The organism is Marinovum sedimenti (genome assembly GCF_054052205.1).
The window spans coordinates 1,375,361-1,393,363 of record NZ_CM133223.1 but is presented as its reverse complement, the minus strand read 5'-3'; the positions used below and the strand labels follow the sequence as shown (position 1 = coordinate 1,393,363).

At 62.3% G+C, this 18,003-nt stretch carries 8 protein-coding genes; all 8 read left to right on the top strand.

Features of this window, described 5'->3' with window-relative positions; translation table 11 throughout:
- Nucleotides 1-5 precede the first annotated feature (5 nt).
- The 8 genes from ACW9UO_RS06630 to ACW9UO_RS06595 all read left to right on the top strand — a co-directional run bounded on the left by ACW9UO_RS06630 (nucleotide 6) and on the right by ACW9UO_RS06595 (nucleotide 17,979).
- Nucleotides 6-920 (top strand): SDR family NAD(P)-dependent oxidoreductase, encoded by a 915-nt coding sequence (locus tag ACW9UO_RS06630; protein ID WP_457088179.1) that lies wholly within the window; start codon nucleotides 6-8, stop codon nucleotides 918-920.
- 36 nt (nucleotides 921-956) lie between these two features.
- Nucleotides 957-1,955 carry a Bug family tripartite tricarboxylate transporter substrate binding protein gene (locus ACW9UO_RS06625; RefSeq protein ID WP_457088178.1) on the top strand — a complete coding sequence of 333 codons (999 nt, stop codon included), beginning with the start codon at nucleotides 957-959 and terminating at the stop codon, nucleotides 1,953-1,955.
- A gap of 69 nt (nucleotides 1,956-2,024) precedes the next feature.
- Complete coding sequence (locus tag ACW9UO_RS06620; protein ID WP_457088177.1) at nucleotides 2,025-2,573, top strand: tripartite tricarboxylate transporter TctB family protein; 549 nt, start codon at nucleotides 2,025-2,027, stop codon at nucleotides 2,571-2,573.
- A 5-nt stretch (nucleotides 2,574-2,578) separates the two neighbouring features.
- Entirely contained in the window at nucleotides 2,579-4,090 is a 1,512-nt protein-coding gene (locus tag ACW9UO_RS06615) for a tripartite tricarboxylate transporter permease (RefSeq protein WP_457088176.1), read from the top strand.
- A gap of 348 nt (nucleotides 4,091-4,438) precedes the next feature.
- Nucleotides 4,439-5,953: an ATPase domain-containing protein gene (locus tag ACW9UO_RS06610; protein ID WP_457088175.1), complete on the top strand. Its 1,515-nt coding sequence runs from the start codon at nucleotides 4,439-4,441 to the stop codon at nucleotides 5,951-5,953.
- Between the two features lie 80 nt (nucleotides 5,954-6,033).
- Nucleotides 6,034-8,466: a hybrid sensor histidine kinase/response regulator gene (locus ACW9UO_RS06605; RefSeq protein ID WP_457088174.1), complete on the top strand. Its 2,433-nt coding sequence runs from the start codon at nucleotides 6,034-6,036 to the stop codon at nucleotides 8,464-8,466.
- 568 nt (nucleotides 8,467-9,034) lie between these two features.
- A complete protein-coding gene (locus ACW9UO_RS06600; protein ID WP_457088173.1) occupies nucleotides 9,035-11,497 on the top strand; it encodes a response regulator in 2,463 nt (820 codons plus the stop codon).
- A gap of 437 nt (nucleotides 11,498-11,934) precedes the next feature.
- Nucleotides 11,935-17,979, top strand: coding sequence for an Ig-like domain-containing protein (locus tag ACW9UO_RS06595; RefSeq protein WP_457088172.1), 6,045 nt, complete (start codon nucleotides 11,935-11,937; stop codon nucleotides 17,977-17,979).
- Nucleotides 17,980-18,003: the final 24 nt, after the last annotated feature.

Here is an 18,003-nt window from a genome sequence, read left to right as displayed (position 1 = left end):
CTGCCATGACCCCCGACGCAGGCTTTGCAGGCCACACCGCCCTTGTCACCGGAGCCAGCCGCGGCATTGCCGCCGCCATCGCCAAAGGCCTTGCGCAACAGGGCGCGAAGGTGGCGATTTCCTATTCGGCGCGGGCGGATGCCGCAGCGGGCCACGAGGGTGCTGCCGACCGGTTGGTGGCTGAGATCAAGGCCAGCGGTGGACAGGCCGTGGCGATTGAGAGTGACATTGCCGAGGCTGATGCTGCCGCGCGTTTGGTGGGCGACTGCGAGCGCCAGATTGGCGCGATTGATACGCTGGTGCTGTCGGCCAGCGCGCAGGTCAACAAGGTGTTCTGGCGTCAGACGCCGAGCGACATTGCCACACAGTTGCAGGTGAACATCACCGCCAATATCGCACTGTTGCAGGCGGTGCTGCCCCGGATGCAAGCCGAGCAATACGGCCGCATCCTCACCATCGGGTCGGTGCAAGAGGTCGCGCCGGGGGCAGAGATGCCGATCTATGCGATGACCAAGGCGGCGCTGCGCAATCTGGTGGAAAACCTCGCGGTGCAATGCGCCCGTGACAACGTGATGATCAACAATATCGCGCCCGGCCTGATCCAGACCGACCGCAACGCCTTTCGCCGCGCTGACAGCGCCGATTGGCAAGAGTTTATCCGCAGCGCCAATCCGGCGGGACGGGCAGGGCAACCCGAAGACGTGGTGCGCCCGGCGCTGTTTCTGCTTGCGCCCGACAACAGCTTTACCACCGGCACCACGGTTTACGTCGCCGGTGCGGCGCAGATCGCCCGGTCGAGCAGCGAAGCGGCCAGTGCTGTGACCGGTGCTGTGACCGGGGCTGCGACCAGTGCCACGACCAGTGACACGACCGGTGCTGCCCAACCTGCCGACAGCCAAACGATGCCAAGTGCATCCTGACATCAAACACCTATAAGCAAACCTTAGGGAGGACCTATGCTTAAAACCCTCATCAAAACCGCCGCCGTCGCGGCCCTGATCGCCCCCATCGCGGGTGTGGCCAGTGCCGCCGAGGATTACCCCTCGCGCAATATCGAGATGATGTTCCCATGGGGGCCGGGATCGGCCTTCGCCATGGCGCAGATCATCACCAACGCGATGGGCGACGAGCTTGGCACCAATATCAGTGTCGTCTCGACCCCCGGTGCCGCTGGCGTCAAATCCTTCAACACCGCGATGGAAAAGCCGGCGGACGGCTATACCTTGATCGACGGTTGGGTCGCGCCTTTGGTGCTGCAACCGCTGGCAGGCAACACCGAGTTCACCCACACCGATTTCACCCCGCTGTGGTCGGCCACCCGCGTGCCCTTTGCCGTGGTTGTGCGCAAGGATGACGAACGGTTCCCCGACTATGCGGCCTTTATCCAGTACCTCAAGGACAACCCCGGCAAGGCGCGTTACTCCTCGGGCTCGATTGGCAATATCCCGCATATGGTGCTGGCCAAGATGATGCAGACCGAGGGCGTCTATGCCCGCAACATCCCCTATCCCCAGGATGGCGATGCGTTCAAGGATCTGCGCGGCGGGCTGCTGGATTTCAGCTTCAATGACCCGATCACCTTTCAATCCAACAAAGACGCGTTCAAGACGCTGGTGGCCTTCACCAACGAAAAAGACGTGGCTGCGGCCTATGACGAAAACACCCCGACGCTTGACGATCTCGGCCTCGACATCGGCTTGACCGGGCTTGCGCCGTCGGGTTGGAACTGGTTCCTCGTGCACAAGGACACGCCCGAGGATGTTGTCGCCACGCTGAACACCGCGATGGAAGCGGCGCTGAACCGCCCCGAAGTGCAGGACAAGCTCAAGGCGGCGGGCTTCCTGCCCACGATGTATCCGCCAGAGCGCTACGAAGAAATCGTTGGCCCGATTGGTGAGCAAATTGCGGCTGCCAAGGATGCCATCACCTGGGAAGCTGAACAGCTTAAGAAGTAAACCACTAACGACACCAAGGGCCGTTCCGGAGCATCCGGTGCGGCCCATCGTACAAGCGGGGAGGCGCAGATGAGCGAGACCGAAACAGGACGGCCCGATCCGGACATGCCACCCCATGTGGTGGACCGCGTGGCCGCCGGGGAATGGGCGCTGCTGGCGGTGTTCACCGCAGTGGCGCTTTTCGTACATCAGCAAATCCTCGGGCCGCTGACCGATCAGGGCTATGCCAGCGGCGATGCCGTCAACAATGCGGCGCTGTTTCCCCGGCTGGTGGCCAATCTGATCCTCGGGCTTTGTGCGCTGCAACTGGTGCAGCTTTTGCGCCGCCGTGTGCTGTTGAGCTCTGAGTTTCGTCACGGCACCACGCGCGATCATGCGCTGCGCTGCCTTGTCGCTTCGGCGGCGCTGGTTGCCTATCTGCTTGGGCTGCCGCTGCTTGGCTTTTACCCCGCGACGGGGGCGTTCTTGCTGGCGCTGTTCTTGTTGCTCAAGGCGCGGCCCATCTGGATGGCGCTGCTGGTCGCGGTGCTGCTGACCTTTGCGGTGGGCTATGTGTTTGAAGAGCTTTTGCGGGTGGTGCTGCCGCAGGGGCGGCTTGGCCTATTGGGACAGGGATAGAGACCATGTTTGATATTCTGCTCTCTGGCCTCGACAGTTTCCAATCCTGGCAAGTGATTGGCGGCGTGATTTTCGGCACCGTGGTTGGCATGATTGTCGGCGTGTTGCCGGGCCTTGGGCCGCTGATCGGGATCATCCTGATGCTGCCGGTGACCTTCCATATGGAGCCGGTGGCGGGCATGGGCCTGTTGATGGCGATCTTTGTCGCAGGCTCCTGCGGCGGGGCGATTTCCGCGATTGTGCTGCGCATTCCGGGCACGCCTTTGGCCGCCGCGACCCTGCTTGACGGCTATCCGATGGCGCGGAATGGCCGCGCGGCGGATGCCATTGGCTTGGCGATTGCCTCGTCCGCTTTGGCCGGCATTCTGGGCGGGGTGGTGATGATCTTTGGCGCGCCGGCCTTGGCCGATGTGGCCACCAACTTTGGCCCGCCGGAGTATTTCGCATTGGCGATCACCGGGCTGTTGTCGATCTCGGTTGTGTCGAATGAGAGCACGATCAAAGGCTTGATGACCGGCGCGCTGGGCGTGTTGATCGCGATGATCGGCAGTGACCCTTTGTCGAACGCCGCGCGCTTTACCTTTGGCACCAACGCGCTGTCGGGGGGCATTCATATCGTGGCCATCATTGTCGGGCTGTTTGCTTTGTCCGAGGCCGCGTTTCAAATTCTTGAAGGTGGGTTTCGCAAGAAGCCAGAGGTGCAGCCGGTGCGCATTTCGATGCGCGCGCTGTGGATGGCGCTGCGGCATTGGAAGAACCTGCTGCGCTCGTCCGCGATTGGGGTGTTCTTTGGCGCCTTGCCCGGCGCAAGCGGCATCATCGCCTCGTTCACCGCCTATGCCATTGCCCGCAGTCACCCGCTTGAGGGCGACGCGAAATATGGTGAGGGGGCCGAGGGCGGCGTTGTCGCCACCGAAGCCGCCAACAACGCGGCCTGTGGCGGGGCAATGATCCCGACGCTGGCGCTGGCCATTCCGGGGGATGCGGCCACTGCCGTCTTGCTCGGCGCGTTGCTGCTGTTGGGGCTGGTGCCGGGGCCGCAGATGTTCTCGCTGTCGGGCGATGCGGTGGGGGGGATTTTCCTCGCGTTTCTGGTGTCGAATGTGGTGCTGTTCTTTGTTGGCATGTTGATGACGCCGCTGTTTGTGCGGGTGTTGAAGGTGCGCAAGCAGTACCTCGTGCCGACCGTTCTGTTGCTGTCGATCGTTGGCGTGTACTCGGTGCAGTCGCGGGTGGATGACCTGTGGGTGATGTTGATATTTGGCGTGCTCGGCTTTGGTCTGCGCCGCTATGGGTATCCACTGGCGCCGATTGTGATCGGGCTGATCCTGGGGCCGATTGCCGAGGGCAGTTTCCGCCGCACGCTGCTGTTTTCCGACGATGGCGCGTGGTTCATTCTTGAGCGGCCGATTGCGACGAGCATCCTTGCCATCGATCTTTTGGTGCTGATCTTTGCGTTTACGCCTGCCGAGCTGCGCCGGAGCGTTTTCGCGCGGCTGCGTCCACGGCGCGCCTAAGGCCGGGCGCAGAGCGTTGCGACTGTCGGCCCTTGGGGGCCGACAGGGGCGGTGGCGGGCCCCGTGATCACAGCCAATCCTGCGCCGCCATTCCCTGTCACAGCGACCTTGAGCGCAGCGGTGCCTGTGTGTGTGCGGGCGGGCTGTCGTGGCGCAACTCTCCCAGTCTGTCTCAATCCTCAAAAGCGTTTTAAGGGCGGCGGAACCATTCGCGCCGTCGCGCGTTTACAAGGCAAATGCCTGCGGGACGCGCGTCGTTCGGCTTGCAATATGCATGGGCTGCGCCAAGTATACGCAGAGAAGCTCGGTGTGTGGGCCATGAAATACGTTTAGTCAGATGAAGGTAGCATGAACAGAATTGACCACAGCGGCCCCGGCCGCATCCTGACCGGAACCGATGGATTGGACGCAGTTCTGCGCGGCGGCATCACGGCCAGCCGCCTTTATCTGGTTGAGGGCACCCCCGGTTCGGGCAAGACCACGCTGGCGATGAAGTTCCTGCTTGAGGGGCAAGCGTCCGGGGAAACCGGGCTGTATATCACCCTCTCGGAAACCGAGGCCGAGCTGCAGGCCGTGGCCTATTCGCATGGCTGGTCTTTGGATGGGATCAACCTGTTTGAGATGGTGGCCGAGGATGAATTCGGGGCCGCCAACGAGCAATCTTTGCTGCACCCAAGCGAGGTTGAACTGGGCGAAACCGTGCGCGGCGTGATCGAGAAGGTGCAACAGGTCAACCCGACGCGGGTGGTGCTCGATAGCCTGTCCGAGCTGCGGCTCTTGGCGCAAAACCCGCTGCGCTATCGCCGTCAGGTGCTGGCGCTCAAGCATTTCTTTGCCAAGCGCAATTGCACTGTGCTGGTGCTGGATGACCGCACGGCAGAGCCCGGCGACTTGCAGCTGCACTCCATCGCGCATGGGGTGATTTCGCTGGAGCAGTTGGCCAATGATTTCGGGTCCGAGCGCCGCCGCCTGCGCGTCATCAAGATGCGCGGCCTGAAGTATCACGGCGGCTATCATGATTTCACCATCGAGCGGGGCGGCATCGAGGTCTATCCGCGTCTGATTGCCGCCAATCACAAGCGCGCATTTTCCAATGAGCCGGTGACCACCGGGATGCCCGGGCTGGATGCGCTTTTGGGTGAGGGGCTGGCCCCCGGCACCAACGCGCTTTTGGCCGGCCCGGCGGGCGTGGGCAAAACGACAACCTCGGTGTGCTGCATGATGGCGGCGCTCAAGCGCGGGCAGAACGCGGCGTATTTCCTGTTTGACGAACGGCTGTCGACGCTGATGATCCGCTCTAAAAGCCTTGGGATGGATTTGCAGCCCTATGTCGACAATGGCCAGTTGATGATCCGCCAGATCGATCCGGCCGAGCTTTCGCCCGGTGAATTTGCCAGCGCGGTGCGGGTGGCTGTTGAGCGCGACGATGCCAGTGTGGTGGTGATTGACAGCCTCAACGCCTATCTGCACGCGATGCCGAGCGACAATTTTCTTGTGCTGCAAATGCACGAATTGCTGAGCTATCTGTCGCAGCAAGGCGTGGTGTCCTTGCTGGTGCTGGGCCAACATGGGGTGATGGGCGATCTGCGCAGCGACGTTGATATCAGCTATCTGGCCGATACGGTCATGCTGTTGCGGTTCTTCGAGGCCAAGGGCGAGATGCGCAAATCCATCGCTGTGATCAAGACGCGGACCTCTGACCATGAACGCTCGATCCGAGAGTTCAGGATCGACAGTGGCGGCATCGAGTTTGGCGATCCGATCAGCAGCTTTTCCGACATTCTGGGCGGCAGCCCGGTGTATTCGCGCGACGGCAGTGAGCTGATGACCCTGAGCCGTTCGGCCCGGGGCCGCAAAGAGTGACCTCCCAGGCCGACGACGCCTCCGGTACGACGGAGCAATCCGGGACGGCGGAGATATCCGGGGCGACTGGGCTATCTGGGGTGACGGAGCATGCCGGGGTGACGGCGCAGGGTGAGGCGACGGAACCGCGCGCTGCATCTGAACAGCCCAGCCTCTCCGAACAGCCCGCTGCGTCGGAACAGACTGTGGCAATTCTGGCCCCGCATGGCCGGGACGCCGCCGTGGCGCAAAGGCTGTTGCTGGCGGAGGGCATTGCCTGTCTGATCATGCCCAGCCTTGCCGAATTGGGCATGGCCATCCGCGTTGGGGTGGGGGCGGTTCTTGTCACCGAAGAGGCCCTGATCGGCGTTGACCGCTCTGACATGCAAGACACCCTCGCGCATCAGCCGGAATGGGCGGACATCCCTTTTGTCGTGCTGGCCAATGGCACCGGCAGCGCCCGGTCGATGAATGCACAGCAACAGATTGATCTGCTCGGCAACGTTGTGTTGCTGTCGCGGCCTTTGCATGCGGAAGAATTGCTGCGGGCCGTGCGCTCGGCGCTTAAGGCGCGCCATCGCCAGTATGAGGCGCGCGAGCGGATGGAGGAGCTGATCCTGCGGGAAACGCAGTTGCGCGAGAGCGAGACCAAGTTCCACACCATTGCCAATTCTATCGATCAGATGATCTGGTCGACCCTGCCAGACGGGTTCCACGACTATTACAACGACCGTTGGTACAAGTTTACCGGCGTGCCGGAGGGGTCGACCGATGGCGAGGCCTGGAACGGCATGTTCCATCCCGACGATCAAGAGCGCGCCTGGGAAGTCTGGCGCACCTCGCTGGAAACCGGGCAACCCTATGAGATTGAATACCGGCTGCGCCACCGGGACGGCAGTTACCGCTGGGTGCTGGGCCGTGCGCAGGCGGTGCGGGACGAAAAAACCGGTGCCATTGTGCGCTGGTACGGCTCTTGCACCGACATCCATGACGAGGTTCTGGCCCGCGAGGCAACTGTTGGCGATCTGACGCGCCAGCGCGACGAAGCTTGGAACCTGTCGCTTGATCTGATGGCGGTGTCGGAGGAAAACGGCAACCTTTTGGTGGTAAACCGCGCGTGGAGCCGGCTGCTGGGCTGGACCGAGGGCGAACTGTTGGGCCGCAGCATCATCCGGCTGGTGCACCCGGATGATTTCCGCAAGACGCGCAAAACCTTTGCCGATGTGGCGGAACAGCCGGTGACGGCGCCGTTTGAATGCCGTCTGCAACACCGCGATGGCAGTTATCGCTGGTTTGCCTGGACGGCCTCGGGGCAGGACGGGCGGATATTCGCGTCGGGGCGCGATGTCACCGAGCGGCGCAAGAATGATGCGGCTTTGGCCAGCGCCGAGGCCGCGCTGCGGCAAAGTCAGAAGCTTGAGATGATCGGGCAGCTGACCGGCGGTGTTGCGCATGATTTCAACAATCTGCTGATGGCGATCCGCTCGAGCCTTGACCTTGCGCGGCGGCGCATGGTGCCGGACGATACGGTGGGGCGTTACCTTGAAAATGCGATTGCCGCCACCGACCGCGGGGCGGGGCTGACGCAGCGGATGCTGGCCTTTGCGCGCCAGCAAGAGCTGGATATCGGCACGATCGAGATTGGCCCAACCCTGTCGGGAATGCGCGACCTGTTGCAACGCTCGTTGGGGCCGCAGATCGAGATTGTTGTTGATGTTCCCGAGGGGCTGCCGCAGGTCAAGGCCGACACCAACCAGCTTGAAATGGCGCTGCTTAATCTGGCGGTAAACGGTCGCGATGCGATGGACAGCGTCGGGCGGCTGACGCTGACGGCGCGGGCGACAGATGCCTCGGCGTCGCGCGATCTTGACCCCGGTGCCTATGTCGAGATTGGCGTGGCCGACACCGGCGAAGGGATGGATGAGACCACGCTGGCCCGCGCGATGGAGCCGTTTTTCACCACCAAGGGCGTGGGCAAGGGCACCGGACTGGGGCTGTCGATGGTGCATGGTCTGGCCAAGCAATCGGGCGGGTCGTTCCAGCTTGAGAGCCGACCGGGCAAGGGCACCCGCGCGTTGATTTACCTGCCGGTGTCGCAGGATGAGGTTCGCAAACCTGAACCGGAGGCCGCTGTTGTGCCCGACGCGAGTGGCACACAGGGTGCCAAATCGCGGATGACGATCTTGGCGGTTGATGATGATGTGCTGGTGTCGATGGGCACGGTTGGTATGCTTGAGGATCTTGGCCACGAGGTGATCGAAGTGCATTCCGGGGCCAAGGCCTTTGCGATAATAGAGGCGCGCGACGACATTGATCTGATGATCACCGACCACGCGATGCCCGGTATGACCGGCGCGGAACTGGCCCGCAAAGTGCGCGAGCTGCGCCCAATGCTGCCGATCATTCTGGCGACAGGATATGCCGAAATGCCCGATGGCGCGGCGGGGTATATCACGGCCAAGCTGGACAAGCCGTTTTCGGACGCGGCGCTGACGCGCGTTCTTGGCGAGGTGATGGAGCGGGTCGACGGGTAGGTTTGCGGGCGGGTTGCTGTGTTAGTGGGCCGTTGGGCTGTGTTGCCCTGCGTGCTGACTGGCATTCGCAGGGCTGAGGCCGGGGCCGCTGTGGTGGTGTGAGGAAGCCTTGGCGTTCTGCGCTCGGGGTGGCTAACTATAGATCAGGCGCAATCGGCTTTTCGGACGCCTTGGTCCAGTGGCTTGGCCGGTTGGCCAGTCTTGTTACCCAATACCGTTGGCCAGCCCCGTTAACCCAGCCTTGTTAACCCAGTCTTGTTGGCCGGATGCGATGGTCTATCCCAGTGCGGTGGGCTGACCTGTGGGCGCTTGCGGGCCTGCGCGGGGCTGGCTCCTGTGTGGTTTTCCAGTGTCGTTTACCAGTGTTGTTTAACGGTGTCGTTCATCAGGGCCGCGCGGGGGTTGCCCTTTAGGCACCGTTTGTTCTGTGTTTCTTCTAGAAACCAGAGAAATCGCTAAAAAGACGTGCAGTCAGAAGCCTTAAGCCGCGGTGGCAGACATTGACGGAAACCGTGTTTTCGCTAAAACTCGCAGGATCGCATAGGTTGCGCTGGAATGGTGAATGTACGTGCTGAGGTTTCTTCCCTCGATGATCGTTGCTCTGGCGCTTTTGATCGGGATGTTTGTCGCGGACCGTCTGGAAGTGACGGCGTTGCTGCACGACAGGCGCGATAAGGCCGATACGATCCTTGCGACGGCGCAGCAGCGCGTCGAAGCCACCGTCACCTCTACGCAAAGAAGCGCGCGGCGGTTGGCTGATCAGATCGACACCGACTTTGACATCGACCAAACGGCTTTTGCGGACCTTGTCGACACTTACGTCGATGTGTCCGGCACGCTGGATCGGGTCGAATTGGCACCGGGCTTTGTGACGCAAATTGTCCATCCCACTGAGGGCAACGAGATTTACATCGGAAGCAGCCCGATTGTGGAGGAGGGGCCGCAACCGGTTGATCCGGCAGCTCAGTTGGCGCATGTCGTACCGGCGGCGCTGACCCATATCAACGTGTCGCTCGAGGGGCGGGTCGAGGTGCGTGCCCGCGCCGGAGTGCGGGCCTCCCAACAGGATACAATTGTCCTGACAGGGTTGGTGTCTGTGGTCACGCGGTTCGATTTGGACATTGGCGCGATTGCCGGTGACACCCTTTTGGGGCCCCTGGACTACTTTTATGCCTTCCAGCCAACCAACGCGCCGCCGCCCGACCTTCCGCAAAACATGCAGGGTGAAGGCGATTTTGAACCGATGCGCGCGTCAATCCGGTATCCGTCCGGCGAGTTTCTGTTCTTTCTGCGGCCCAGCACCGGGTGGACGCCCAAAGCCGCCGAAATGCGCGCTATTCGCATCCGCGACGCCTTGCTCGGTTTGCTGGTGTTGTTGCCGGTGATTGCTGCCAACTGGTTCGCCATGCGGAACCAGGCCACCCGAAGCGATCTGTCACACGCCAAGGTTCAGATGAGCGGTCTGTTGAAAAACCTGCCGGGGTCCGCGCTGACCTATACCATCCCCGCAGGCAACACCACGCCCGGGGACAACGACAAAGTGAAGTTCCTCAACCCTCAATCCTGCATGAAGCTGTGGGGGGTCGATGCCGAAACGGTCGAGCGCAATTCCTCCGCGATCTGGGATATGCTGTCGTCTGCCAAAGCCCGTGAGGATATCGCGGCGGCCCTGATCGCCTCTATGAACACGCTTGGCCCGCTGAGCATGATCTGTCCGATCACCACGCCCACGGGCGAACGAAAGTTGCTCTTCGCGCGTGGGCTTCCCGAGCGGCTGCCGGACGGCGCGGTGCGCTGGATGGTTCTCGTGGTCGACCAGACCGAACAATACGCCCAGGAACGGGAATTGGCACGGCAACGCGCGCTGACCTATCAGGCGCAGAAAACCGAAAGCATCGGCCAGTTGACCGGCGGTATTGCGCATGACTTCAACAACCTGTTGGCGGTGATCATCGGCAATCTGGAATTGGCCATCGACGAGGCGGACGACACCGAAGCAGAGGGCGTTTATAGCCAAAAGGAAACCCTGCAGGCGGCGCTGTCTGCGGCCTGGCGCGGCGGTGATCTGGTCAAGAAGATGCTGGCGTTTGCCCGCAAATCGCCGCTGGACCCGGTGGTTCTGGACGTCAATGCCATCGTCAAGGAAACCGAAGGCTGGCTGCTGCGCGCCATCCCGGCCAATGTCGCTGTCGAGACCAATCTGCAAAGCCGGTGCTGGCCAGTGAACCTGGATGCGGCCAGCCTTCAGAGCGCGATCATCAACACCGTGGTCAATGCCCGCGACGCCATGCCCGACGGCGGCAAGTTGACGATCGAGACCACCAATCTCAGGGTCGACAAGCCCCATGCCGATGATATCGAAGAGGATGTGCCGCCGGGCCGTTATGTCATGCTGGCGCTGACGGACACCGGCACCGGGATCAAGGAAGCGACGCTGCAAAAGGTGTTTGATCCGTTCTTCACCACCAAGGCGGTGGGGGCCGGGACCGGTCTTGGCCTGTCGATGGTGCAGGGGTTCGTCAAGCAAAGTGGCGGCTTTGTGCGGATCTATTCCGAGCTGGGCAGCGGCACATCGATCAAGATGTATTTCCCCGCTGTCGATGCCGACAGTGAGAGTATCGTGACCAACGTGCGCCCCCCTGTCGAAGCGGCGGAACCCACCGGAGTGCGGGTCTTGCTGGTGGACGACAAGCCCGAGATTCTCGACGTGCTTCGGCGGTCGCTGACGACCAATGGCTATGAGGTTGAAACCGCTTTGAACGGCACGCAGGCGCTGGAGATGTTTCACGCGAACCGGCCCTACGATCTGTTGATCACCGACATCGTTATGCCCGGCGCATTGCAGGGCCCGGCACTGGCGCGCGAGCTGCGTAAAATCGATGTCGATCTGCCGGCGATCTTTATGTCGGGCTACGCCAGCGAGGCCACGGTGCATGGCAACGGACTTCGGCCCGAGGATATTCGGTTGATGAAACCTGTATCTCGCGTTAACCTTTTAGAGGCCGTTGATCAGGCGCTTTCCGCCACGTAATCTACCGTTGCCAATGGGTTGGGCGATCCCTGACTCGGATGCAGGGTGCCTCGGCGCTTGGCGGGGTGATCTCACAAACGCCTAAATTTTAAGCAGTTTTGCGCGGTTTCTCGTGACTTCGGTGCCACAGTCTCATAATGCAACCCGAGATGGCGTTGGGTAAGCTTGGATCTACCTATCAGAATATGCCGGTGCAGTGAGTCGGAACGGGGCCAAACAATTTCAGGGCGTTCCGGGCCAAAATCCATTTCACGACACGTCAGATGCACAACCGGTCGACAGGCAAACTGTGTCCGATGTCACTGGTTTTGCCGGTTATTTGGCGGATTGGTTCTAAAAAAGTCTTTTTTGGGGCAATCGGATCAGTTAGTTCTTAAAGCAATGAAACGACGTGACCCGCGTTTGAATGAGGTCGCGCGATGTAGAGCGGTGATATAATGAATGCGATCGATTACGTCGTCCGTACGCGGGCGGGTTCCGTGCAGCGTGATGCTGTTACGGCCCAATCCGACCCCGTACTTGTTCAGGCCCTTCCCGGTTCTGAAACCTCCTTCAACCTGTCCAAATCTGACATGCGCGGCTACACCCGCGTCGATCAGGATTTGCATATCGAGCTGGCCGATGGGCGGGTGATCGTGTTGCAGGGCTATTTCGCGGAAAGCGGCGAAAAGCCCAGGCTGTTTCTCAGCACCGATGGCGTGCTGGATGAGGTGTTCTTTGCCGAGGGTGACAGCGGCGTATTGTTCGCGGAATATGGCCGCACGGCCGAGTGGGGCAAGTGGACGCCTGACGACGCGCTGATTTATTACGACCGGCCCGAGGTGGCCTCGGTCGAGACCTATGGCACCGGCGAAAACGACGTGTCGATGTTGGCGGCGGGGTTGCTTGGCGGAAGCTCGCTGTTTGGTGTCGGGGCCGCTGGCGCGGCGGCTGCGGTCGGTGCGGCGGCTCTCCTCGGTGATGGTGACGACGGTTCGGGTGGCGGCTCTGGCGATGGTTCTGGAGATGGCGACACTGGCGGCGGCGATACCGGCGGTGGCGATTCTGGCGGCGGCGATACCGGCGGCGGAGACACTGGCGGCGGCGACACTGGCGGCGGCGATACTGGCGGTGGTGACACTGGCGGTGGTGATACTGGCGGCGGCGACACTGGCGGCGGAGATGCTGGCGGCGGCGACACTGGCGGCGGCGATACTGGCGGTGGCGATACTGGCGGCGGAGATACTGGCGGCGGCGACCCGACTTGGGTTGAGCCGACTGTGGATGACACCGCGGTTGTTGTGGGTGGCGATGGCGCCACCGAGGTTGTGACCGTCACCGGCACCGGCGATCCCGGCGCAGAGGTCTCGGTTGTGATCGGCGGCATCACCGTCGTGAACGAAATTGATGAAAATGGCGATTGGTCGGTTGTCTTCGACGGCCCCAACTTCCCGGCAGACGGCGATTACGTCGCCGAGGTTACTGTGTCCGAGGGCACCAACTCGGAAACTCTCACCGGCCCGAGCATTCTGATCGATCTGACCGGACCGGTTATTGCCGTGACTGACGGCACCGCGGATGTTGGCGATCTTGTCAATCTGGCGGGCCATCCCAACGGCGTGACCGTGACAGGCACGGGCGAAGCCGGGGCGGCGATCTCTGTGACCATCGATGGCGCGACCCATGACACAACTGTCGATGGCGACGGCAACTGGAGCGTTGACTTCACATCGACGGAAATCGCCACCGGCGAATATTCCGCTGACGTGACAATCGTGTCCACCGACATCCACGGCAATACCTCGACCTTGATGCAGACGCTGACGGTTGACACCATTCCCAACGATATCACCATCAACACCGGTGCAATCGGCGGCAACGGCGTTGTCAACGGCATGGAAGCCGCAGGCGACCTGGCGATCAGCGGCACCGCAACAGCGGGCGCAACGATTGAGGTCACTGTGGCCGGGATCACCCAGACGGTGACGGCGGATGCCGCAGGCGATTGGAGCTTTACGCTGCCCGCCGACAGCTTTGCCGATGGGGCCTATGATGCGCCGATCACTGCGGTGTCGACAGATGCCGCCGGCAACACCAGCAGCACCTCGGGCACGGTTCAGATCGATACCGAGAACACAGTTTCGATCAATGACACGACTGTCGAAACCGATGGCGTGATCAACGAAGAAGAGCGCGCCGATGGCGTGGATGTGACAGGCACCGCAGAACCCGGATCCACCGTTGAGGTGGAGATGAACGGCGTGACCGAAACCACGGTCGCCGGTCCGGGCGGCAACTGGACGGTCACTTACGATCCCGAGGATGTTCCGACGGGTGAAGTTGACGTTCCGGTGACGGTGACAGCGACAGATCCGGCGGGCAACAGCTCGACCGCGACCGGCACGCTTCAGATCGACACCGAAACCTCTGTCACGCTGAACGAGGGTGCGATTGCGGGCGACGGTGTGGTGAACGCTGTTGAGCGCGACGCTGGCGTAGAGGTGACAGGCACCGCAGAAGCGGGCGCAACCGTGGATGTGGTCATCGCAGGTGCAACGCAGAGCGCTGTGACGGATGCCTCGGGCAACTGGACCGTGACCTTTGACGCAGGCGATGTGCCGACCGGCGAACAGACCGTGCCGATCTCGGTCACGTCGACCGATCCGGCGGGCAACACCGCCACCACAAGCGGCTCTGTCGAGATTGACACCGAGACTTCGGTGGCGATCAACGAGGGTGCGATTGGTGGCGATGGCTTGGTGAATGCCGCCGAACATGCCGGGGGTGTTGAGATCACCGGCACGGCGCAGCCCGGTGCCACGGTTGAGGTTGTTATCGCAGGTGTGACCGAAAGCGCGCTGACCGATGCCTCGGGCAATTGGACGGTAACGTTTGACTCGGCTGATGTGCCGACTGGCACGCTGAATGTTCCGGTCTCGGTGACAGCCACCGACGTTGCGGGCAACACTGCGACAGCCAGCGGCAGCTTTGATGTCGATACCGAAACCGCTGTCACTTTGGACGATGCGATCATCGCCGGCGACGGCGTGATCAGTGCCGCGGAGCGCGACGCGGGTGTCGATGTCACCGGCACCGCAGAGGCGGGCGCCACGGTGGATGTGACCATCGCAGGCGCGACGCAAAGCGCTGTGGCGGATGCCTCGGGCAACTGGACTGTGACGTTTGATACGGCGCAAATCCCCACTGGCGAGCAGACCGTTCCGGTCTCGGTCACTTCGACCGGTCCGGCGGGCAACACGGCCACCACCACAGGCTCGGTCGAGATCGACACTGAGACCTCGGTGACGATCAATGAGGGTGCAATTGGCGGTGACGGCACCGTGAATGCCGCCGAACATGCGGCGGGTGTTGCGATCACCGGCACAGCCCAGCCCGGTGCCACAGTTGATGTGGTGATGGCGGGTGTGACGCAGGGTGCGGTGGCGGATGCCTCTGGCAACTGGACCGTGACCTTTGCCCCGGCCGATGTGCCGACTGGCACGCAAAGCCTTCCGATCTCTGTGACCGCGACGGACGCAGCGGGCAACAGCGCCTCGACCACTGGCACTGTCGAGATTGACACCGAAACCTCGGTGGCGATCAACGAGGGTGCGATTGGTGGCGATGGCTTGGTGAATGCCGCCGAACATGCTGGGGGTGTTGAAATCACCGGTACGGGCGAGCCCGGATCCACGGTTGAAGTCGTAATCGCAGGTGTGACCGAAAGCGCGCTGACGGATGCTTCGGGCAATTGGACGGTGACGTTCGCTTCTGCCGATGTGCCGACCGGCACGCTGACAGTTCCGGTCTCGGTGACAGCTACCGACGTTGCGGGCAACAACGCGACAGCCACGGGCAGCTTTGATGTTGATACCGAAACCGCCGTCACTTTGGACGATGCAATCATCGCCGGCGACGGCGTGATCAGTGCCGCTGAGCGCGATGCGGGTGTCGATGTCACCGGCACCGCAGAAGCGGGCGCCACGGTGGATGTGACCATCGCAGGTGCAACGCAAAGCGCGGTCGCGGATGCCTCGGGCAACTGGACTGTGACGTTTGATACGGCGCAGATCCCGACGGGCGAGCAGACCGTTCCGGTCTCGGTCACCTCGACCGGTCCGGCGGGCAATACTGCCACCACCACAGGCTCGGTCAAGATCGACACTGAAACGTCGGTGACGATCAATGAGGGTGCGATTGGCGGTGACGGCACCGTGAACGCCGCCGAACATGCGGCGGGTGTTGCGATCACCGGCACAGCGCAGCCCGGTGCCACAGTTGATGTGGTGATGGCGGGTGTGACGCAGGGCGCGGTGGCGGATGCGGCGGGCAATTGGACGGTGTCGTTCAATGCGAGCGACGTGCCGACCGGTACGCAGAACGTGCCCGTCACAGCGACAGCCACGGATGGGGCGGGCAACACCGCCACCACCAACGGCAGCTTTGACGTCGATACCGAAACCGCCGTCACGCTTGACGATGCCAGCATCGCAAGCGACGGCGTGATCAACGCGGTCGAACGCACCAACGGGGTGGATGTCAGCGGCACAGCCGAGCCGGGTGCATCGGTCTCTGTCTTGATGAACGGCATCACCCAGACCGCCACTGCCGGTGCCAATGGTGCCTGGACCGTGACCTATGCGGCGAGTGATCTGCCCGAGGGCGAGCTTAACGTGCCGGTGCGTGTCACATCGACCGACGCGGCGGGCAACTCCGCCAGCACAACCGGCGCTGTGACTGTCGATACCGCGGTCAACGCGCTGTCGCTGGGTGTGACGCCGGGCGGCGCGGATGGTGTGGTTAACGCGCAGGAAGTCTCGCAAGGGCTGAGCCTGACGGGGCAGGTTGAACCGGGCAGCACGCTTGTCGTGTCGCTGAACGGCACCAGCCACGCGGCGACTGTGGATGCAACCGGCGCGTGGAGCGTGTTCTTCATGCCGGGTGAATTGCCCGCAGGCGAGGTCAGCGTTCCGCTGGCGCTGGCGGCGACAGACCCGGCGGGCAACACCCGCACCGAAACCCAAAACGTGACCTTTGACACGGTGGCGGGCACCTTGGCGCTGTCGACCAACCCGATTGAGGGCGATGACGTGATCAACGACCGCGAAGCTTCGGATGGCGTGGTGATCCACGGGACGTCTGATCCGGGTGCGGTGGTGACCGTTACGCTTGAGGGCGTGACCCACACCACAGTGACCGACATCAACGGCAACTGGACAACCACCTACACCGGCTCGGAAATTGCGCCCGGCACCTATACCGCCGACATCACTGCGCAAATCACCGATCCGGCGGGCAACACCCTAAGCGTCAGCGATACGGTGCATGTTGATACCGAGGTTGATAACTTCGCCAACCTGACGGTTTCGGCCGGGGCCGACGATCTTATCAACAATGACGAGGCCAACCAGGGCGTCACCATCACCGGCACCACCGAGCCGGGCGCGACGGTCATGGTCACCATCGAGGGCGAGACCCGTCCGGCGGCTGTGGATGCAAATGGCAACTGGTCGGCCTTTTTCGAGGGCGGCGCGATCCCGGGTGGCGAATATGCCTCGATGGTGCATGTCGAAAGCACGGATGCCGCGGGCAACGTCGCCGAGCTAAGCGAACCGGTGCGGGTGGATACCTTCGTCAACACGCTGAACGTTGGCGGCACCTCGGCGGGTGCCGATGGCATCGTCAGCGCGCAAGAGCTGCAAGCGGGCGGTGTGCTGATGCTGTCGGGGCAGGTCGAGCCAGGCTCTTCGGTTGTGCTCAACTTCAACGGCACCGCCTACACGGCGACTGTCGGCGGAAGCGGCGCATGGTCGGTTAATATCCCCGCTGCCGATGTGGCACCGGGCGAATATGACGCCAACTTTGTGATCTCGGCCACCGATGCGGCGGGCAACACCCTTGAGACCACCGAAACCCTGCGCATCGACACTCTGGCCCCCGAAGGCCCGATTGTGGAAAGCATCACGCAGGACACCTCGGGCATTCGTGGCATCTCGACCCAACTGGTCGCTGATCCGCAGGACGTGCTGGAGGTTTCGGAATTCGGCAACATCAGCGATGTGGCGATGACCTCCTTTGATGTTCAGGCGATCGGAGAGACCAATTACTTCTTCTCCGGCACCGTGCCTGACGGTTCGGATCTGATTGTCTCAACGGCGGACGGCGCGGGCAACACCCGGTCGACCTACCTTGTGCTTGATGATGAGGTTGCGGGCACCGAAGTGTCTTTGGACAACCCAAGCCTTGGGGCGCACAACGTCGAGATCGTCGATCTGGAGTTTGCCGAAGAGGCGCATCTGACGCTGACCGAGGCCGATATCCTCGCGCTGTCGCAAAGCAGCGATACGCTGGCGGTTTATGGCGGGGTGGACGATCAGGTGACGCTGACAGGCGCGACACAGGTGGGGACAGTCACCAATCCAAGTGGCCAGACCTTTGTGGAATACCAACTTGGCAGTGCCACGGTGCTGATCGATGACGACATCACCAACGTGGTGATCTGATCCAGCTTCGGGGACGCCTCGGCC